The following is a 20157-nucleotide window of genomic DNA, read 5'->3' on the forward strand; positions in this document are numbered from 1 at the left end:
CTTAATTAAAAATTACATTTACTCCTAGTTGTATAGAAGTATTGTTACTATCTGCAATATCGTTAAATTGTGCGATATTATCAACCATACCATAAAGATTTATTTTACCTATTTGAGTAGACAAGCCAAACCCAACATTGTAAAAAGAAAATTCGTCTATGGTATAAGTTAGTTTAGTTTGCAGTTTTTGAGAGAATCTATGCTCATAAAAACCAGTTAAAGCCAATTGCGGACTTAATGGCCTAAATATTGAATATAACTGGGCTCCTATTGCATTTTTATAATAATCTTTATAGGTATTATCATAACAATATTTACTCCTTATTTCTCCAAAATTATACTTTATTGCAGCATTAAATTTTGTTGGCCTCCAAGAAACGTAGCCATTTGTATTTTCTTTTACAGGTACTTTATCTCTAAAATCTGCATCTAATTCATTCCAATAATCTGGATTATTATTGCTGTAATCAAATTCTACACCTTCAAAAGTATAAGAACCTTTTATAGTTGTATTTTTTACATTTTTTTTATGATTTACAAAACCAAAGTCTAAAATACTTGCTGTAAACTCTAACTGAGGATTTATATGGTAGGTAAGTCCAAAATCTAATCCAACACCAAGATTACTACCAAAAAAAGTATTTTTAAGATATGATGATGCATCAGAAATGTACTCATTGGTATTGCTATCTACTATACCAGAAGTTTTTAAATCTACATCTATATTTTCTAGATAATGAATATATATATTATTGTTACCTAATGTGGTTGTAAAGCTACCTGTGTTGTTTTTAGATTGTGCATTTAATGCAGATGAGTAAATTTTAAACCTACCTCCTAATGTTAATTTTTCGTTTAATTTCTTAGATACTCCAAAATGGAAAACTCCTAAAACATCTAATTTATAATTAATTTGAGAGAGGCTAAAATTTTTACCAATATAAGCTGCATTCCCTTCGTTAATTAATGTTACAGGGTCTTTTGCAAAGTAACCAATACCATCTATTTCTTCATAAAAACCAAAACTAAAATAAGTATTATCATTAAACCTAAAACCAGCATTTAAAATTTCTATCTGAGAGTTAAATAAAACAAAATCTCTTGTATTTATTTGATTTAAAACGTTTGTAACTTTTTGATTAATTGTTCTATTGTCTTTTTGAAAAACATCTTTTATAGTAAAACCTGTAGTCCCAAATTCTGCTGAAAAACCAGATAATAATGGCACTCCAATATGATATTTATAGTTTGTTTCTGCACCTGGATTTAGAAGTAGAGTTTGTGGTAGTTCTGCAAACCCATATTGTATTTGTTTATTTTGAGATTGCAAAACAAAACTAAAAAAACAGAAAAGAAATATTGCTTTTATTTTCATTATTTAAGAGATGTCTCTAAGTATACTGTAGAAGCCGATTTAAACTGAAACTCACCTATGTCTGATGCTGTGATAGGCATTGATGGATCATCTAAACTTATAGTTATCCTAACTCTTTCTGTATTTTTTATATTGGGATTATTAGCTACTAAAATAGTTTCTGTAGGTGGTTTATTTAAAGTATTTGCAGCAATTTTTAAATCATTCAATTTTTTAATAAGATTACCATTGGCATCTAAAAGAGAAATTTCTATTGTAAAATCTTTATTAAATTCATTATTAACCTCAAATGTATAGTCTGTTTTTACTAAATTATTTTTTATAATCTCGTTTTCAAAAATTTTATATTCTGTTTCTTGAGTTATTGAGGTTTTAGATGGACCACCACCAACAGCGATAAAATCGTTTGGTGTAACTTTAAAAAAGGCTATAGAAAAAGAAAAAGCGGGTTTTGTTGTGTAATCTTCTATTTGCTCAAAATCTAAATCTTTTACACAGGAAAAAATTACAAAGAGACAAATAAATAAACTGTATATTTTTTTGGAGGACATAAATTACAAAATTATAATTTTAAACGATAAAAAACTAAAGATATTGTTTTATTTCTAAGAGAGAGTTTACAGTAATAAAATCTTCTGAAACAATGTTTTCTTCTCTAAAATCACAATGTATTGCTTGTAATCCAAAATGTATTGCCCCATAAATATCGGCTTCTATACTATCTCCAATCATGATAGAATTTTCTTTATTTGCATTTGCTGTTTCTAAGGCAAAATGAAATACTTTAGGATTTGGTTTTTTTACTCCAACAGATTCTGAAGTTACAATTTTTTTAAAATAATGATGAATATTTGAGCTAAGCATTTTTTTACTTTGAATTTCTTCAAATCCGTTAGTAATGATATGCAATGTATATTTTTCTTTTAAATAGTCTAACAGCTCAAAAGTTCCGTCAAATAAATGATTAAAATCTGCTAAGTAATTAATATAATCTTCTGATAGCTTATCAATTAAATTATCAGAAATTTTATAGTCAATTGCATCAAAAGTATCTTTTAACCTACCATATCTTAGTTGTTTTTTAGATACTTTTTCTTCTCTATACAGCTTCCAATATTCAAAATTTAAAGGTTTATATACTTTAAAAAAAGTATCAGAATCTATTGAAAGGTTATTAATTTTAAATATTTTTTTAAAAGTTAAATCAGAATTTTTTTCAAAATCCCAAAGGGTATGATCTAAATCAAAAAATATGTGTTGGATATCTTTCATTTACTTTATATTTGATAAAAGTATTTTTTTTGAGAGTAAAAGTAAGGAAAAACCCGTTATCATTTTTTTATAAGAATGTTCTTATAATGTTAAGAGGTACATTAATTGCTCAAATCTTAGCTTTTGTTGGTGCTATTTTCTTAGCAAAACTTTATGGAGAAAAAGCGTATGGTATTTTTGGTCTAGTTGTGAGTATAATTACTATTTCATCTACAGTAGCTACTTTACAATTAGATAAATGTATTGTAATTTCTAAAAGCAAAAAAGAGAGTGTTAACTGGTTTAATTTTTTATTAATTGTTATTCCAGTTATAACTTTTATCATCTTTTCTGGACTCTTTATTGTTTCTTTATTTTATTTTAAAGATAAATTAAATACTCCTATACTTTTAATGGCATCAATTGGTACACTTCTTTTTTCTTTAAATCTACTGCATGAAAATTATCTTACATTTAAAAAACAATTTACAATCATCTCAAATTCAAAAGTTTTTATAACAATAAGTAATGTTTTTTTACAAATCACATTGTTTTACACTTTTAATTTGCTTGGTTTAATTATCGGTTTTTTAATTTCTCAAGTTTTAATTCTTTGCTATTATTTCTTTAAAAATAGAAATGTAATTTCTAAAACTGATTCCGTTAAAATTAGGACTGATTTTAAAAAAAACAATTCGATTATAAAATATTTGTTGCCTTCTAATGTCATAAATAGTTTAGCCAACCATTTGATGCCAATTTTAATTTTAGCTTTTTTTGGAGCAAAAGAAGCCGGAATTTATTTTTTTAGTACAAAAATTTTGGGGGCGCCTTTATTTTTAATTTCGGCTTCTGTTTCTCAGGTTTTTTTTCAAAAATCATCTGAACTTTTAAAGGAAAACAAGAAAGAATTATTTAAACTTACTAAAAAAATCGTAGGATCTAACCTACTTTTAATGCTGCTTTTTTTAATTCTGATAAATACAATAGGTATCTATTTTTTAGAAATTTATTTTGAAGATAAATGGAATAATTTACGATTATATACACTTTTCTTATCTTTTCTTATTCTTGCACGTACTTCTTTTAACCCTATTAGTAGTTTAATTGTTGTCTTAGATAAAAGTTTTGAAAGCCTTATTTTTAATAGTTATCTGTTTTTAGTGAACTTAATTGCTATATATTTTGGATATTTATATCATGATATTACTAAAACAATTTTAATTCTTGTTATTTCTGGTGGGGTAGGTTATTTAATATTAGTTGCTTATTTTTTAAATGAATTAAAAAATATTACAAAAAAAAATGTTTAAAAAATTAGATTTTTTCTTTTTTGGGTGGCTTATAAATTGGTTATATCCTGAATATTATAGACCAAAATATGGGTATCAGCGATATTATATTTTGTTTTTTCATTATTTAATTCCTCAAAAGCTTTTTAGGTTAAACCCTAAAGTAAAATGGCCAGTGCATTTTACCTCTAAAGTAATTGCTCCAGAAAATATTAAAAAAGGAATTTTATGTGATCCTGGAGATAATCTAAATAATTACATACAAGCAAATAATGGAATTATATTTGGCAACAATATAGAATTAGGCCCAGGAGTTTCTATAATTTCTTCAAATCATAAAAGCGATAATTTAAGAGAACATACAAAAGGAAAACCTATTTTTATTGGAAATAATGTCTGGATTGGTGCTAATACTACTATTTTACCAGAAGTTACAATTGGTAATAATGTTACTATTGGAGCAAACTCGTTAGTAAACAAAAATATTCCAAGTAACTCAATTGCTGTGGGTAATCCTTGTAAGGTTATTAAAGAAAAAAGCGAGTATAGAGAAGATTTGACTTGTATTGTTTTTAATAGAAAGCTTAAAAAACTATAGCTCCTATCCTATTTTCTCTGTACTTTGTGTTTTCCTACAATTTTTTTTAGTAAATAATATACAAGTTCTCCTTTTATAATTGTTTCTGCATCATAAACTTTTTTGTATTCCATAGGTATTCTTTGGAAGTGGAAATTTGTACTTTCATCTTTTAAACCAGATGTGCCAAAACTAATGATGTTTTTTTTCTCTATTTCTTTAAAAAATTCTTTAGAAACACCATCATCTGAAAAAGGAAAAGAAAAATATCGCTTTTTTAAATTATATTTTTCTTCAATTGTTAAAACACTCTCTATTGTTTCTTTTAACTGATTTTTTAAATTGATTTGAGAATATCTTGGATGATTCTTACTATGAGCCCCAAAATAAAATCCCATTTCTTTTAACTCTTCTATTTGAGCATCATTTAAATAAGGCTTTTCATTTTGTAAAAAGTCTTTAATAGAAAGCTTTAATATTTCACAAAGTTTATCTAAAACTGGTGCATCTTTAATTTCTAATTCTTTCAGTAATTTTATAATTTTTTCTTTGTCAAACTCTTTAATATTAAAGAGTTTAACTATATTTTTTTGCTGTTTTTCATCAATGCTATTAGTACATAAACTTGTAATTAAAAGATTTACTTGATATCTATAAAATAATTCTTTATTATTTATAAAGTTTGAATTTAAAAAGTTGATTGCTGGTATATTTTCTTTTTTTAAAATTGGAGCTACAGTTGTAAAAAAATTTGATAAACCATCATCAAATGATAGCAAAAAACTTAGCTCTTTGTTTTTATTATTTAAAAAATCGCAAATAGATAATGGGTGGAAGTATTTTTTAAAAAAATGTAAATCTTTTAAAAATTGATCTTCATTTTTTGGTGTATATAAGTGGTTAACTAAACCTGTATTTTTATTACTTATAAAATGATAAAAAGGTAATATTGTTTTTTTATTAGCACATTTCATCAAAAAACGAACAGGAAGAAATTTATATAAAAAAGATATTCTAAAAAAAAATTCTTTTAAAGACATTCGTTTTATAATTGTAATAATTTGTTACTTCACTTCCATAACTCCCATAAAAACTTGCTATATTTTTAATAGAAGAACCTTCGAAATCTAAAATAATATCTGTATCTGAATATTGACGAATAACACTATCTAATAAAAAAGTTGTGGCTCCATGTTTTTTACCTAAAGTATTAGATGCAGCAAAAAGATAATAAATTCTTTTATTATAGTTCATAAAAAACCCAGAACAAACTAGTGTATCTTCGTAAAAAACATTTCTTATAAAACCTCTCTTGTTATTTAAAGAAAAATCGATAATATTATTTATAGTCTTAAAATATTCATCATTTATATTTAAATGCTTAAAAACTGACTGATACAAGTTTATTAATGGATTCTTATTATTAAAATCTCTAAACTTTAAATTTGCATTATTTGCTTTACGTAAACTTTTCTTTCTGTCTTTTCTGTAGTTTTCAAAAATATGAGTATAGCTCTCGTTTAAATTTAGTTGATAATTTTTTTTTGAGGTAATAGTACCAAAATTTACTTTTGAGGTTATATTAAATTGAATATATAAAAAATAGAATGGTATTTTTTTAAAAAAAATTGGCTTATCTACTTCTTTTAATGAGAAAACATCTAGCTGTTGACAAAAATAAGGCTGAGTTATATATTTTAATCCCCATTTAGATTTCCAAGGAATTGGCATCACAGCCTCATAATCATCTAAAACCAATACATCCCAGTTATCTGCAACAATATCTAGATACCAAGAAAAAGCATATATTCTAGATTGAATTGAGTTGGCTATGCAAGCATCGTATTTTTTAACATTAAGATTTTTTCTTTTTATATATTGAATCATCTTAAACCATACTGATTTTAATCATAGAGTCATATAATCTTTTCCATCCTTTCCATCGATCGTAATCGCTTAGACTTTCGTTATGAAATAGTGTAATAAATGTTCCGTTAACAGCTTTTACTTCGTTTTTTAAATCTCTAATTCTACCTAAAGATTGTTTGGGGGTTAGCTTCATATAATCATTTAAAGTAGTGTCCATTAGCGCAAATGGAAAAACTTTTAAAGGCGTTTGAATTTCAAAATCTAAATCGTAAAAATAAAAAGGAGTACATGTGCCTGCTCTAAAACCAACATTGCTGGCATATCCCATAGAGTAATCTTCTTCTATTTCTAAATCTATTAAATTTTGATAGGTTTCTGGCAGATTAAATCTTAAAAAATGTTGTCTAGACCTTTGTATAGGCATATTAATAATGTGCTCTAATCTAATTTTTTCTTTTTTTAATAAAGGCACATTATTCATTGTAAAATATGAAGGATGCAAACCAACTTTTGCATAGTCTAACATTTCTTTAATTAGAAGTCTAAATTTTGTTTTAGAAGCAGAAACATTTGTATCAAAAGTGGTGTAATCTCCTACCAAAAAAAAGAAAATAGTTTCAATATTTTGTTCTTTTCTAACTTTTAAAATTTTATCAAAAGTATCAAAAGGATCTTTTTTAATATTAAGGGTTACTGCAAATCTGTTCCAAACATTTATCAATCTAAAATTTACTAAGTCTTTAAAAAAACCTCCTACACTTCTTATTAAACTTTTATGCTTATATGCAAAGGCATTGTCTATATCTATAGTAGAAATAAATTCGAAATCTCTTTTCTTATACTCATAATTTGGAAACTTTTCTTTAATAGCTTCTAAGAGTTTAAAAGCCCAAATATCTACAACTGGTTTTTCTAGAAAACCATATTTATAAGCTAAACTTTGTTCTGCAGTATAACGTGCATGATTGTCTTTTACGTGGGGCAAATACTCTTCATATCTAGAAATAAGATAAAAACTTGCTGCAAAAACATCAAAAGGAATAGCAGATTTTGGTCCAGTTTTAAAAAAACAAGGAACACTGTCCCATTTTTGGACAACAATTTCCATATCATTTACACCTTGCTCAAACAACAAATCGTTGCTTTTTACAAAAAACTCATTACTTAAAGGTGTTTTTGTATACGTTAATTTAGGACCATTATGTGCTACAAATTCTTCTACTTTAGAGGTGAAATCTACAGATATCAATAAAGTTCTTGTAAAAATATGCTTAAAAATATAACGAATTCTTGGTGTTATTTTATGTGAGTAAATTAATATCATTAAATGAATTACGAATTTTGAATTAAGAATTTTGATTGGTTACAAAACCCCTTCATCTGCAAAGCTAAAATACGCTTTTTCAGTAATTATTAAATGGTCTAAGAGTTTAATGTCTAAAGTATTTCCTGCTTCTTTTATTTTTTGCGTTAATTGTTTGTCAGAAATACTAGGCTGCAACTTTCCTGATGGATGGTTATGACACACAATTACTGCTACAGAAGTCAACTCTAAAGCTCTCTTAAACAGTAACCTAACATCTACTATTGTGGCTGTTAGCCCACCTTTACTTATTTGGTTTTTTGCCAAAACTTTGTTAGAATTATTTAAAAATAAAACCCAAAATTCTTCGTGTTCTAAATCTCCAATAATTGGCTGCATTAAATTAAAAACGTCTTTGCTACTGGTTATTTTGGTTTTTTCTAAAGCGGTTTCTAATTGTCTTCTTTTACCCAACTCTAAAGCAGTTATAATTGAGATTGCTTTGGCTTCTCCTATACCTTTAAAGGATGTTAATTTTTCTACAGATAATTTAGCAAGTTCATTTATATTACCATCAACAAATTTTAAAATTCTTTTTGATAATGCAACAGCACTTTCAGTTCTGTTTCCAGAACCTATTAATATTGCAATAAGTTCTGCATCAGAAAGAGAGGTTTTTCCTTTGGCTAAAAGTTTTTCTCTTGGTCTATCATCTAAAGCCCAAGATTTAATGGTTAGATTTTCCATTCATCAATTTTTTATAAAAATACAAAAACAGAAATTAACTATAATTGATTTAAAAAATTAATGTATTGTGCGTTATTAGGATACAAAGTATTTAGTTTTTTTATAGTGGCCTTGGCCTTTTCTTTTTGGTTGGATTTAGAGTAAATATATCCTAAAGCATATAATATACCTTCATTGTTAGCATCTATTTTTAAACCGTTAATAAAGATTTTTTCTGCATTTTTATAATCATCTTTTTTACCAAACATCAATCCTAAATTATAATAAACACGTATGTTTCTGGGCATTATTTCATTTGCTTTTTTTAATTGAATTATTGCGTCATCTACTCTATTTAATTCACCATATAATAATGCTAAAGAGTAATAAACTGGTCCAAATTTTGGCTCTTGCTTTATAACTTCTTTAAAAGCAGCTTCAGATTTTACATATTGTTTATTATTATAATACAAAGTTGCCAAGTTCATTCTAACTTGATTATTAATATTATCAATAGCTAGTGCATCTTCGTAACTTTTTATAGCTTTGTCTAAATTGCCTTTTTTGGCATAATAATTACCCTTTTTAATTCTACCTCCCACAAAATCGGCATTTGTTTTTAGATGTAAAAAAAACTCTTTTTTTACTTTTTGATAAGCCTGTTTATAAACTTTTGGGATCTCATTTTCTTGCAATTCTGCCAAACCAAAAAAAGCTTTAATTCTAACACTTCTTTTAGCATCTTCTAACAAAGGGAAAAAATAAGAGGTATAATCTTTAGAGTTAATGCTACTTAAAACATCTACACTAGTTCCTCTTACCAAAGCAGAATCGTCATTTAAAAGTGCTAAATATTCTTCTATAAAGTTTTGCACGTTATAATTAGAGAGTATTTTGGTTGCAGATGCTCTTACAATTTCTGGTTGATGTTTATCATTTACCAACTCAATTAAACCTAGATGTGCATTGGCCTCTCCAGAAATACCTGGTGCTAATTTCTCAGAATAATGGATAGAATCAACCTCTCCAAATAATTTTTTAAAGTTTTTTGCTGCCCAAATATCATTTTTATCTTTATGACAACCAGAACAAGCATTTGGTGTACCATATTTTATGCTTAAATCTGGTCTAGGAACTCTAAAACTATGATCTCTTCTAAAATCATTTCCCATATAAAATTTTCCTGTCATGTGGCAATTAATGCATTTTGAAGCTTCTGTATCTTTTGGATGAAAGTGATGTTTTGGAGTATCATATTTCTCAGAAACATGGCATTGTGCGCATAATTTGTTTCCATTAAACTTTAATTTTAAAGAATGTGCATTATGACAATTGGTACAAGTAACATTATTTTGATACATTTTACTCTGAACAAAAGAGCCATACACATAAACTTCATCTAAAATTTGACCATCTGCGTAATACAATCTATCTTCTATTAATTGTGGAAAATAATGATCTAAAAAAGTTCCTTCAAAATTAAAAGCTTCAGAAAATTGTTCTCTTCTAACATGACAACGTGCACATTGATCTACTAATGTTTTGGGCGCTGTTTTTTTTGTCATTTGAAAAGTACCACTTTCTACATATTTTTTGCCCATTTTTTCTACATCTGTAACGTGTTGTTTTCCTGGTCCATGACAAGCTTCGCAACTCACATTTATCAATGCAAATTTTGTTTCGTAACTGTGTGTTGCTTCTGTATAGTTTTTACGAACGTTTGTAGAATGACAATCTGCACACATATTATTCCAATTTAAACCTCCTCTAGACCAATGCAACCATTCTGAATGAACAACTTTAAAATCTGGGTATAAATCAAACCATTTATTTTTTTGGGTATCCCAAGCTGTTCTTAAACATTGATAATGACCATTGGGAAATTGAACTATATATTGTTGTAATGGTGTAACTCCAAAAGTATATACAATTTTATAATCGTGATTTTTACCATCTGGTCCTTCTGTATTTACAAAAAAGCTACTTTCTTTTTTATAAAACTTAGAGGTAACACCTTGACTTACAAATTTTTTGTTATTAAAATCACCTAAAACAGTACTACTATCTGCAATTTGCATAGCCTTATCATGATGAGAGCCTTTCCAAGATTTATATTCATTTTTATGGCATTCTTTACACTTTTTATCACCTAAAAAATAACTATCTGGAATAATTTTACCTGAAAGAAATGTACTTGCAGTATGATTTACTTTTTTATATGCCTCCTTTCTTTTACACGAAATAGTTAGCATGAAAAAGATTAAAATAATGTATGTAAAGTAAATAGATATTCTTGATAAAAAATTATGATGGCTAAATTTCAAAGCAAACATGTTTTTAATTGCAGCAGTAAATTTAAAATTTATAAATCCTTTAAAAAAAGACAAATATCATTTTTTATGATAAAAATTTAAATCTAAAACAGATGTAATGTAAGTTAAAACATTTTTTTTATTTGTATTTGCACCCAAACTCTTTATATCTTTGCAGCTTATTTCTATATTTTACAATATGAAAATTATCATAGCTGGTGCTGGAGACGTTGGTTTTCACTTAGCTAAATTACTTTCTTATGAATCTCAAGATACTTACATCATAGATTTTGATGGTGAAAAGTTAGAGTACATCAATAATCATTTAGATGTAATTACAAAAAAAGGAGATGCAACTTCTATAAAATTACTAAAGGAGCTTGGAATAGATTCTGCAGACCTCTTAATTGCAGTAACAGACAGCCAAAACACTAACTTTACAATTTCTGTAATTGGTAAATCTTTAGGGGCAAAAAAGACAATTGCAAGAATAGATAATTCTGAATTTTTAGATGAAAACAATTGCGAAGTCGATTTTCAAAAATTTGGATTGGACTTTATGATTTCTCCACAAGAATTAGCTGCAAATGAAATAAAAATGTTGCTAAACCAGTCTTCTTTTAATGATACTGTTGCTTTTGAAAGTGGCCTTTTTAATGTGATGGGAACTCCATTAACCTATAAATCACCCATTTTAGATTTAACAGTTAAAGAAGCTAAGCAAAAGTTTTATAATGTAGATTTTATAACTATTGCTATAAAAAGGCAAGGAGTTTCTCAAACTATAATTCCAAGAGGAGATACAACATACCAATTAGATGATCAAGTTTATTTTTGTGTACCTAATTATAGTATGAAGGACCTCTACCCTATTATTGGTAAAAAACAATTTAATATCAAAAATGTGATGATTCTTGGTGGAAGTAGCATTGGCGAAAAAACCGCAAGAAATCTTTGCAAAGATAATTTTAAAGTTAAATTAATAGAAGTAAATAGAGAAAGAGCAGAAACACTTGCAGAACAACTAAATGATACTTTAGTTATTAATGGAGATGGAAGAGATTTAGAACTTTTAGAAGAAGAAAATATTAGAGAAACTGATGCTTTTATTGCTGTTACAGGTAATTCTGAGACCAATATTATGTCTTGTTTAGTAGCCAAATCTAAAGGAGTAAAAAAAACAATTGCTTTGGTAGAAAACATGGATTATATTGATATTTCTCAAACTATTGGTATACAATCTTTAATAAACAAGAAATTAATTGCTGCAAGTAATATTTTTAGACATATACGTAAAGGAGAAATTCTTGCTTTAGCCAATCTGCACAATATAGATGCAGAAGTTTTTGAATTTGAAGTAAAAGAAAATGCTAAAGTTACAAAGTCACAAATTAAAGATTTACGCTTTCCTAGAGAAGCCGTGTTTGGCGGAATTATTAGAGATGAAAAAGCAATTTTAGCAACTGGAGACAAGCAAATAAAAAAGGGAGACAAAGTAATTGTTTTTTGTTTACCAGAAGCAATAAGTACAGTAGAAAGTCTTTTTAAGTAGCAAAATGAGTACTCTAAACACAAAAATAATATTTCGTTTTTTAGGCATTACTGCCATTTTAAACGGTTTTTTTATGTTTATTGCTTTTCCTTTTAGTGTTTTTAATGATGAATCTGCAAAATGGGGAATACTAAATGCAGGAATTGTAACTGTAGTCATTGGAGCTCTTTTATATTTTGTTAACAAACCTAAAAGCACAAGCATTCATAAGAAAGAAGGTTATTTAATTGTAACGTTAGGTTGGCTTACACTCTCTATTACAGGCATGTTGCCATATCTTTTTTCTGGAGCTATACCTGAGATTTCAAGTGCTTTTTTCGAAACCATTTCAGGGTATTCTACAACAGGTTCATCTATTTTAACAGATATAGAGTCTATGCCAAAAGGAATTTTATTTTGGCGAAGTGCAACTCATTGGATTGGTGGAATGGGAATTATTGTCTTAACAATAGCAATACTTCCTCTTTTAGGAATTGGTGGTATGCAACTTTTTATGGCAGAAGCACCTGGACCTTCTGCAGATAAATTACATCCAAGAATTACAGATACAGCAAAACGTTTGTATTTGATATATGTAATTTTAACTTTAGCACAATTTTTATTACTTAAAGTTGCAGGTATGACTTGGTTTGATGCCATAAATCATGCAATGGCAACCATGAGCACAGGTGGTTTTTCAACCAAAAACAGCAGTATTGCATTCTATAATAGTTTACCTTTTGTACAATATATTATTATCTTTTTTATGTTAGTTGCAGGTACAAACTTTGTATTAACATATTTTGCTTTAAAAGGTAAAATCCAAAAAGTATTTAAAAGCGAAGAATTTAAATATTATCTTTTTGGTATTATAGGAATTGCATCAATTATAACAGTTATTATTATTTATTATCAAGACCCCAATTTACAAACCAGCATAACACATCCAATGGTTTATGGTAAAGAAGAGAGTGCTATAAGGCATGCCTTGTTCATGGTAACATCAGTAGTTACAACAACAGGATTTGTAACTGCAGATTTTACTATGTGGAATTTCTTTGCAACAGGTATTTTCTTTGCCTTATTTTTTACAGGAGGCTCAGCTGGCTCTACAAGTGGTGGTGTAAAAGTTGTAAGACATATTGTAATGTTAAAAAATAGTTTTTTAGAATTTAAAAAGGCATTACATCCAAACGCAATCATTCCTGTTAGGTATGATAAAAAAGCAGTAAACCATAATATTGTTTTTAATATTATATCATTTTTTATTATTTACATGCTTATATTTATAATGTCTTCTGTAATCTTAACACTTTTTGGTTTAGACTTTATTTCTGCTTTAGGTGCTGCAGCTTCTTCCTTAGGTAATATTGGCCCTGCAATTGGTTCTGTTAGCCCTGTAGATAATTTTGCTCATTTAACTACATCTGCAAAATGGTTTTGCTCTTTTTTAATGTTAATTGGTAGATTAGAGCTTTTTACAGTACTTATTTTACTTACACCTTTTTTTTGGCGTAAAAATTAAAAGTTAATCGCACACACATTATCTTATTGTTAAATAGTTTTTTGTGCTTTTACTTTATAAAATTTTTAGTATTTTTAAATTTCTAAAAATTTACTTATGAAATACAATTACTTTTTTAAAATTACTTTTTTATTTTTTATTACATTATCACTTAACTTAAGTTTACAGGCTCAATCTACGGGTGATATAGCATTCACAGGTTTTAATGTTGAAACTACAACAGGAGATAAAGATTTTTCAATTGTAATATTAGCAGATTTAGCAGCAAATTCTACAATTTATATTTCAGATAATGAGTCTAATGGTACTGGAGGTTTTGTTTCTGGAGAAGGAGCTTTATCTTGGAATACTGGAAATAAAATAATTAAAGCTGGTACAATTGTTATTTTTTCTGATGTAAATAATGATACAAATAGAACTGTATCTATAGGCTCTGTAACTGAGCCTGATGCAGGATTTAACCCAACAGATAAAGATGGATTATTTATTTATACAGGTACTGACGAAAATACTGTTACAACTTTTATTTTTGCATTGCAGATAGGAAATGACTCCGCTCAAACAGGAAACTTAACAGGAACTGGTCTTGTTACTGGTACCTCACATGTTATTATTGATAATAGTGCTTCTCCTGATGGAGGTTTTTATAGTGGTTCCAAATCAAATCAAACCGTATACAGCAATTATTTAACTTTAATTTCAAATAAAACAAATTGGACAACAACAACTGGTGATGGAGAAGCACTTACAATTCCTTTTTCAACAGAGTCTTTTACAACAAATACTACTACATGGATAGGAACAACTGCTGTTTGGAATTTAGACAGCAATTGGTCAAACAATATTCCCTTATCAAGTTCCTTGGTAAATATACCAGAAGTAGCAACCTTTGCCCCAGAAATAGCCACTGGAACAAGTGCTTTAGCAGGGAATTTATCTATAACTGAAGCAGATGGGTTATCAATATTAGGGGGTAATTTATCTGTTTCTGGAAATATTACTATAGCTTCTGGAAGCTCTTTGTATTTGGAGTCTACAATTACATCCTCTAAAACAATTGATGCAGCTACAGTAATTTTAAATGGTACTTATACTTCTGTAGATGCAAATAAGTTTTTTTATTTTACAGAAACTTTTATAGACAACACTTCTCAATGGACTTTAATTTCATCTCCAACATCTGGTGAGGTTATTGATGGTGGTGCAACAGGTTTTGCTACCTTTAATAAACTCCAAACTAATGGTACTAACTACGGAATTGCGCCTTATGACAATGCAGTGGCTTCTGCCAATAGATGGGATTATTATACAACTACAGAAATTGCTGCCACTAATAATATTATTATGACTAGTGGTAAAGGATATTCTGTATTACCTAAAACTGTATCAGACACAGATACAAATAAAGGTAAATTAGGTTTTAAGGGAGCATTAAATACTTCTGATGTTAATATAGCTATCACAGACAATTCTGGTGGAATTGGTAATGATTTTAATTTAATAGGTAATCCATATGCAGCTTTTATCCCTGCAGATAATAATGCAGATGCAACAAATGCATTCTTAAATATAAATTCATCTCAATTAGACGAAACCACATTATGGTTTTGGGACAAGACAACAGCTGATTACATAACAGTCAATCAAACATCAAATAGATTCATTGCTCCAGCACAAGGTTTTTTTGTAAAAGCAAAATCTGGTGGAGGTACAATTAGCTTTAAAGAAGTTATGCAAAGTCATCAATCTTCAGGTACTTTTAATAAGACTTCAAACAATAGACCTGAAATAAAATTTAGTGTTGTTAGTAATGGAGTTGAAAAAAACACATTAATCTATTATTACAAAAATAAAACAACAGGATTTGACGACGGATATGACAGCTCTATATTTGGAGGCGTTAGTAATTCTTTCTCTCTGTTTACGCAGTTAGTATCTGATAACGAGGGCAAAAACTTAGCAATACAAACCTTACCAGATACAGGTTTAGAGAGCATGATAATTCCTATTGGCTTAAATGCAATTGCTGGTAAAGAACTAATTTTTACTGCAAATGCTTTTAACCTACCCAATGGTTTAAAAGTTTTTTTAGAAGATAAGGTATCAAAAACAGTAACCAGATTAGATGAGGTAGATAGTGAGTATAAAATCACTCTTAAAGATGCTCTAAATGGTATTGGAAGGTTTTATTTACATACAAAATCTTCATCAGCTTTAAGTACAGATAACGAAATTTTAACTAATGTTAATATTTATAAAACTAGCAATAGTAATTTAAAAATAACGGGGCTTACCCAAGGAAAAGCAACAGTTACTTTGTTTAGTATACTTGGTAAAAAGGTAATGAAAACTTCTTTTGATGTTACTACCACTAACAATATTTCTATACCTAACGTATCTTCAGGTATTTACTTAGTAAAACTTGCAACAGAAAAAGGGAATATTACCAAAAAAATAATTTTAGAATAATTAAAATTTAAATCTAATAATTAACCAAAGAGAAAATATTTTTTAATTTACAAAAAAGTATCTGCTTAAAGTCTAGAAGCACTGAAACAAGATTTTAATAACAAACAATTTTTACTAAACGTCTCACTTTTGAGGCGTTTTTATTTTTTATAATTAATAAAATAGCTACTTTTATTTTTTATGAAAAAAACACCTAATTTACTATATAAAGTTGTTGAAAACAAAACAGTAGTTTGGCTAGAAGAATCTAATGAATATCTAGTTTTAGAAAACACTACTGCAGATATTTTAAAAAGATTAGGCAAAGGTATTCCTATTAAAGAAATTGCTTCTGCTCTATCTAAAAAATTGTCTATCCCTTTAGAAAAAACAATAGATTTTATTATTGAATTAGAAAAAAAAACCTTCAAAGAAAAAAAAATAGAAAAACAAATTGTTAATGACTATAGAGACATAGAAATACCAAAAGCATTTAAATTTGTTAAATATTATAAAATTAATAATAAAATATTTAAAATTTCTTTTTTAAGTGAACAAGAATTAGCTTTTGTACACCCAAAATTTGCCCATTTAGTTATAGACAATAGTAGTGTATATGATTATCAATTTGATGTTTTTATAAATAATAAATTTATTTTTTTATTTATTGATAAGAAAATAATTGGTGGATGGAGCAACAAAGATGTTCATTTTTTTCAAGGTAAATTTTCTATGGAACTCATTCAAAAAATTCATCAAAAAGAAGAACGAGAATGGATGGGAGTATTTCATGCATCTGCTGTTAGCAATCAAAAAAAATCAATATTATTTTTAGGAGATTCTGGCAATGGTAAAAGTACATCTTTGGCACTTTTACAAGCAAATGGCTTTACTTGTTTGGCAGATGATTTTGTACCAATAGATATAGAGAAAAAAGAGGTTTTTAGTTTTCCTGCTGCAATATCTATTAAAAAAAGTAGTTTAGAAACATTACTTCCTATTTACCCTGAATTAGAAACCACTGCAGAATATAATTTTAAAAGATTAAATAAAATAGTACGTTATTTAAAACCAAATAACGCAAACTTTTTTGCCCATTTACCTTGTAATGAATTGGTATTTATCAAATATGAAAAAGAGGCAGATTTAACTTTTAAAACCATATCAAAATTAGATGCTTTTCAGCAATTGGTTCCAGATTCTTGGTTATCACCAAAAAAAGAAAATGCCCAGATTTTTTTAGATTGGTTCGAATCTTTAAAATGTTATCAAATTACATATTCTAACAATCAAGAAATGATTGCAACAGTTGCAAAAATTTTTAACAATGAATTATAAAGAAACATTGTTTTTTATTGGAAAATGTTTGACAGTTTCCAATGATAAAATCAACAAAAAAAACATTGAAAATACTTTAAAAAAAGGCGAAGTAGATTGGGATTCTATAGTAAAAGTCAGTACTGCACACTATGTATTTCCTGCACTTTATTGCAATTTAAAAAAGGTAGATTTTCTTAATTATCTTCCAGAAGATTTAGTAGGATATATGAAACATATAACTGATTTAAATCGAGAAAGAAATTCGCAAATTATAGCGCAAGCAAAAGAAATTAACCAGCTTTTACTAAATCATAACATTACCCCTATTTTTTTAAAAGGAACTGGAAATTTATTAGAAGGTTTGTATGATGATATTGCAGAAAGAATGGTGGGTGATATTGATTTTATCGTTTCTAAAAAGAACTTCACAGAATCTGTTAGAATTTTAAAAGAAGTTGGCTATAACTCTGAAAAAGAAACTTTAGATTTTACAACATTTAAACATTACCCTAGGCTTTTAAAGGATAATAAAATAGCAGCTATAGAAGTTCATAAAGAACTTTTAGTTAAAAAATATGCATCAGAATTCAATTACGATTTTATTAAAGTTGATAGTCAGAAAATAAATAATTTTAAAGTTTTGAGCTATGCAAATCAATTATCCCTATCAATAGTTGCAAAACAAATTAATGATAATGGGGTTCATTATAAAAATATTGCATTAAGAAATGCGTACGATGTTTTTTTACTTTCTAAAAAAACAATTGCAAAAAATGCTTTTTTAAATTTTAATCTTTTAAAAGTACCATTAAATAATTTTTTAGCGAGTTGTTATGAAATTTTTGGAGAAGTAAAAACTTTAGAATATCATAAAACTGAGGAAACAAAACAATATATCGCAATTTTTACCAATCAACTGTCAGATAATTATATGAAATCTAACAAACAAACAAAAATTGCTCGGAAATTATTTTTTGGTAAAAGATTAGAAATAATTACAAAATCTTTCTTTGACAAAGAATATAGGAAATGGTTGTTTGCTAGAGTTTTAGATAAAAAATGGCAAAAAGAAAAACTGATTCAATTAGGTTTAAAAAAGTCTAAACCAAACTCTTAACTTCTTCAAAATCTAAGCCTCCATAATTACCAGAACTCATTAAAACTACAGCAGTTTTATCTAAATTAAGATTGAATAAAAACTCTTTAAATTCTAATGGATTTGTGTAAATAATTAAATCATCACGTTTAAAAACATTTGCTATCTGCTCTGCTGTAACTTCTTCTAATTGTTTAATTTTTACAGCTTTTGGTGAGTAAAAAACAACAGCTTTATCTGCAAACGCTAAAGCACCTTTGTATTCTGATAAAAATTCAGCATTTAAACTAGAATAGGTATGCAATTCTAAACAAGCCAAAACAGTCCTTTCTTTATATTGTTCTTTAACCGCTTTTGTAGTTGCTGCAACTTTACTTGGGCTATGTGCAAAATCTTTAAAAATTACGGTTGACTCATTTTCTACAATTTTTTCTAAACGTTTACTTGCTCCTTTAAAACTAGCAATAGCTTCGTAAAAATCATCCTCATCAATTCCTATATGTTGACAAATCCATTTTGCTCCAGCTAAATTTTGTAAGTTATGTTTCCCAAAAATTTCTAAAGGCAAATCTCCTTCATCAGTCTCTAAATAAGTAATTCCGTTTTTTATAAAATGTTGTGGTGTTTTATAAGGATACTTTTTAATATGATTTTCTGATGATTCTACAATTTCTTTTACATTCTCATCTTCTACATTATATACCATACTTCCTCCATTAATCATAGAGTCTGTAAAAATTGCAAATTGATTTTTATAATTTTCGAAAGTAGGAAAAACATTAATATGATCCCAAGCAATACCACTTAACAAAGCAATATTGGGTTTGTATAGGTGGAATTTAGGGCGCATATCAATAGGAGAACTTAAATATTCATCTCCCTCTAAAATAATAAATTCGTTTTCTTGGGTTAAATGCACCATCGTTTCAAAACCTTCTAATTGTGCACCAACCATATAATCTACTTTTTTTTCATGGTAATTTAACACATGTAAAATCATAGAAGTAATGGTTGTTTTTCCATGAGATCCACCAATTACAACTCTCGTTTTGTCTTTAGATTGTTCATATAAAAATTCTGGATATGAATAAATTTTCAACCCTAATTCTTGGGCTTTTAACAATTCTGGATTCTCTTTTTTTGCATGCATTCCTAAAATAATTACATCTAATTCAGATGAAATTTTATCTGGAAACCAACCAAATTCATTAGGCAGCAATTCGTATTTTTCTAATCGTGATTTTGATGGATCGTGAATGGTATCATCACTTCCAGAAATTTGGTATCCTTTTTGGTGTAAAGCAATTGCTAGGTTATGCATGGCACTTCCGCCAATAGCAATAAAATGTATGTTCATTTTAAACGAGTTGTCAGGTCGAGCGCAGTCGAGACCTTAATAATAACCTCTCGACTGCGCTCGAGGAGACATAAAATCTTACACAAAAATACAAAAGCTTCTAACAATATTGATTATATTTAGAACGAAACTCAATTAAAAATAGGTTTTACAGGCTTAAATGCCTCTTTAACTC

At 27.6% G+C, this 20157-nt stretch carries 16 protein-coding genes; 7 read left to right on the forward strand and 9 right to left on the reverse strand.

Going from position 1 to position 20157, the window contains the following annotated elements; translation table 11 throughout:
• Window position 1: 1 nt before the first annotated feature.
• From ACY2RW_RS15420 to ACY2RW_RS15430, 3 genes are read right to left on the reverse strand one after another with little or no spacing between them, the layout of a single operon-like run.
• Window positions 2–1375 (reverse strand): DUF5723 family protein, encoded by a 1374-nt coding sequence (locus ACY2RW_RS15420; protein ID WP_490123625.1) that lies wholly within the window; start codon window positions 1373–1375, stop codon window positions 2–4.
• The gene (locus ACY2RW_RS15425; RefSeq protein ID WP_490123626.1) at window positions 1375–1926 is read right to left on the reverse strand and encodes a hypothetical protein; all 552 of its coding nucleotides are present in this window, start codon (window positions 1924–1926) and stop codon (window positions 1375–1377) included. Before ACY2RW_RS15425 ends, ACY2RW_RS15420 begins: the two co-directional genes overlap by 1 nt.
• Before the next feature lie 34 nt (window positions 1927–1960).
• Entirely contained in the window at window positions 1961–2647 is a 687-nt protein-coding gene (locus ACY2RW_RS15430) for a YjjG family noncanonical pyrimidine nucleotidase (protein WP_490123627.1), read from the reverse strand.
• A 29-nt stretch (window positions 2648–2676) separates the two neighbouring features.
• Here ACY2RW_RS15430 and ACY2RW_RS15435 point away from each other — a divergent pair, with 29 nt between their 5' ends.
• Both ACY2RW_RS15435 and ACY2RW_RS15440 read left to right on the forward strand, forming a co-directional pair.
• The gene (locus tag ACY2RW_RS15435; RefSeq protein ID WP_490123628.1) at window positions 2677–3939 is read left to right on the forward strand and encodes a lipopolysaccharide biosynthesis protein; all 1263 of its coding nucleotides are present in this window, start codon (window positions 2677–2679) and stop codon (window positions 3937–3939) included.
• A complete protein-coding gene (locus ACY2RW_RS15440) occupies window positions 3932–4516 on the forward strand; it encodes a DapH/DapD/GlmU-related protein (protein ID WP_490123629.1) in 585 nt (194 codons plus the stop codon). Before ACY2RW_RS15435 ends, ACY2RW_RS15440 begins: the two co-directional genes overlap by 8 nt.
• Before the next feature lie 8 nt (window positions 4517–4524).
• Here ACY2RW_RS15440 and ACY2RW_RS15445 read toward each other — a convergent pair whose 3' ends face one another.
• Genes ACY2RW_RS15445 through ACY2RW_RS15465 form a run of 5 tightly spaced genes read right to left on the reverse strand, consistent with a single transcriptional unit; the run spans window position 4525 to window position 10645 of the window.
• Window positions 4525–5469, reverse strand: a complete 945-nt coding sequence (locus ACY2RW_RS15445; RefSeq protein WP_490123630.1) for a polysaccharide deacetylase family protein — start codon at window positions 5467–5469, stop codon at window positions 4525–4527.
• A 40-nt stretch (window positions 5470–5509) separates the two neighbouring features.
• A complete protein-coding gene (locus ACY2RW_RS15450; RefSeq protein ID WP_490123631.1) occupies window positions 5510–6382 on the reverse strand; it encodes a hypothetical protein in 873 nt (290 codons plus the stop codon).
• Between the two features lies 1 nt (window position 6383).
• Complete coding sequence (locus ACY2RW_RS15455; RefSeq protein ID WP_490123632.1) at window positions 6384–7688, reverse strand: polysaccharide deacetylase family protein; 1305 nt, start codon at window positions 7686–7688, stop codon at window positions 6384–6386.
• 39 nt (window positions 7689–7727) lie between these two features.
• Window positions 7728–8414: a RadC family protein gene (radC, locus tag ACY2RW_RS15460; RefSeq protein ID WP_490123633.1), complete on the reverse strand. Its 687-nt coding sequence runs from the start codon at window positions 8412–8414 to the stop codon at window positions 7728–7730.
• A gap of 38 nt (window positions 8415–8452) precedes the next feature.
• Complete coding sequence (locus tag ACY2RW_RS15465) at window positions 8453–10645, reverse strand: tetratricopeptide repeat protein (RefSeq protein WP_490123634.1); 2193 nt, start codon at window positions 10643–10645, stop codon at window positions 8453–8455.
• A 259-nt stretch (window positions 10646–10904) separates the two neighbouring features.
• Here ACY2RW_RS15465 and trkA point away from each other — a divergent pair, with 259 nt between their 5' ends.
• The 5 genes from trkA to ACY2RW_RS15490 all read left to right on the forward strand — a co-directional run bounded on the left by trkA (window position 10905) and on the right by ACY2RW_RS15490 (window position 18646).
• Window positions 10905–12257 carry a Trk system potassium transporter TrkA gene (gene trkA, locus ACY2RW_RS15470; RefSeq protein WP_490123635.1) on the forward strand — a complete coding sequence of 451 codons (1353 nt, stop codon included), beginning with the start codon at window positions 10905–10907 and terminating at the stop codon, window positions 12255–12257.
• A 4-nt stretch (window positions 12258–12261) separates the two neighbouring features.
• On the forward strand, window positions 12262–13761 hold the full coding sequence (locus tag ACY2RW_RS15475; RefSeq protein WP_490123636.1) for a TrkH family potassium uptake protein: 1500 nt from the start codon (window positions 12262–12264) through the stop codon (window positions 13759–13761).
• A 96-nt stretch (window positions 13762–13857) separates the two neighbouring features.
• Window positions 13858–16230, forward strand: coding sequence for a T9SS type A sorting domain-containing protein (locus ACY2RW_RS15480; protein WP_490123637.1), 2373 nt, complete (start codon window positions 13858–13860; stop codon window positions 16228–16230).
• 180 nt (window positions 16231–16410) lie between these two features.
• A complete protein-coding gene (locus ACY2RW_RS15485; RefSeq protein WP_490123638.1) occupies window positions 16411–17547 on the forward strand; it encodes a hypothetical protein in 1137 nt (378 codons plus the stop codon).
• Complete coding sequence (locus tag ACY2RW_RS15490) at window positions 17537–18646, forward strand: nucleotidyltransferase domain-containing protein (protein WP_490123639.1); 1110 nt, start codon at window positions 17537–17539, stop codon at window positions 18644–18646. Before ACY2RW_RS15485 ends, ACY2RW_RS15490 begins: the two co-directional genes overlap by 11 nt.
• On the opposite strand, the gene ACY2RW_RS15495 is transcribed toward ACY2RW_RS15490, so the two are convergent.
• Window positions 18630–19982 carry a UDP-N-acetylmuramate--L-alanine ligase gene (locus ACY2RW_RS15495; protein ID WP_490123640.1) on the reverse strand — a complete coding sequence of 451 codons (1353 nt, stop codon included), beginning with the start codon at window positions 19980–19982 and terminating at the stop codon, window positions 18630–18632. The genes ACY2RW_RS15490 and ACY2RW_RS15495 overlap by 17 nt on opposite strands.
• Window positions 19983–20157 lie beyond the last annotated feature (175 nt).

It is taken from the genome of Polaribacter sp. 2305UL8-11, assembly GCF_058147165.1.

Coding starts and splice junctions, on each gene's coding strand:
- ACY2RW_RS15490 (WP_490123639.1), top strand. CDS start 17,537: ATGAATTATAAAGAAACATTGTTTTTTATTGGAAAATGTTTGACAGTT.
- ACY2RW_RS15465 (WP_490123634.1), bottom strand. CDS start 10,645: ATGCTAACTATTTCGTGTAAAAGAAAGGAGGCATATAAAAAAGTAAAT.
- radC (WP_490123633.1), bottom strand. CDS start 8,414: ATGGAAAATCTAACCATTAAATCTTGGGCTTTAGATGATAGACCAAGA.
- ACY2RW_RS15445 (WP_490123630.1), bottom strand. CDS start 5,469: ATGAAATGTGCTAATAAAAAAACAATATTACCTTTTTATCATTTTATA.
- ACY2RW_RS15425 (WP_490123626.1), bottom strand. CDS start 1,926: ATGTCCTCCAAAAAAATATACAGTTTATTTATTTGTCTCTTTGTAATT.
- ACY2RW_RS15475 (WP_490123636.1), top strand. CDS start 12,262: ATGAGTACTCTAAACACAAAAATAATATTTCGTTTTTTAGGCATTACT.
- ACY2RW_RS15480 (WP_490123637.1), top strand. CDS start 13,858: ATGAAATACAATTACTTTTTTAAAATTACTTTTTTATTTTTTATTACA.
- ACY2RW_RS15455 (WP_490123632.1), bottom strand. CDS start 7,688: ATGATATTAATTTACTCACATAAAATAACACCAAGAATTCGTTATATT.
- ACY2RW_RS15430 (WP_490123627.1), bottom strand. CDS start 2,647: ATGAAAGATATCCAACACATATTTTTTGATTTAGATCATACCCTTTGG.
- ACY2RW_RS15450 (WP_490123631.1), bottom strand. CDS start 6,382: ATGATTCAATATATAAAAAGAAAAAATCTTAATGTTAAAAAATACGAT.
- ACY2RW_RS15440 (WP_490123629.1), top strand. CDS start 3,932: ATGTTTAAAAAATTAGATTTTTTCTTTTTTGGGTGGCTTATAAATTGG.
- trkA (WP_490123635.1), top strand. CDS start 10,905: ATGAAAATTATCATAGCTGGTGCTGGAGACGTTGGTTTTCACTTAGCT.
- ACY2RW_RS15485 (WP_490123638.1), top strand. CDS start 16,411: ATGAAAAAAACACCTAATTTACTATATAAAGTTGTTGAAAACAAAACA.
- ACY2RW_RS15495 (WP_490123640.1), bottom strand. CDS start 19,982: ATGAACATACATTTTATTGCTATTGGCGGAAGTGCCATGCATAACCTA.
- ACY2RW_RS15420 (WP_490123625.1), bottom strand. CDS start 1,375: ATGAAAATAAAAGCAATATTTCTTTTCTGTTTTTTTAGTTTTGTTTTG.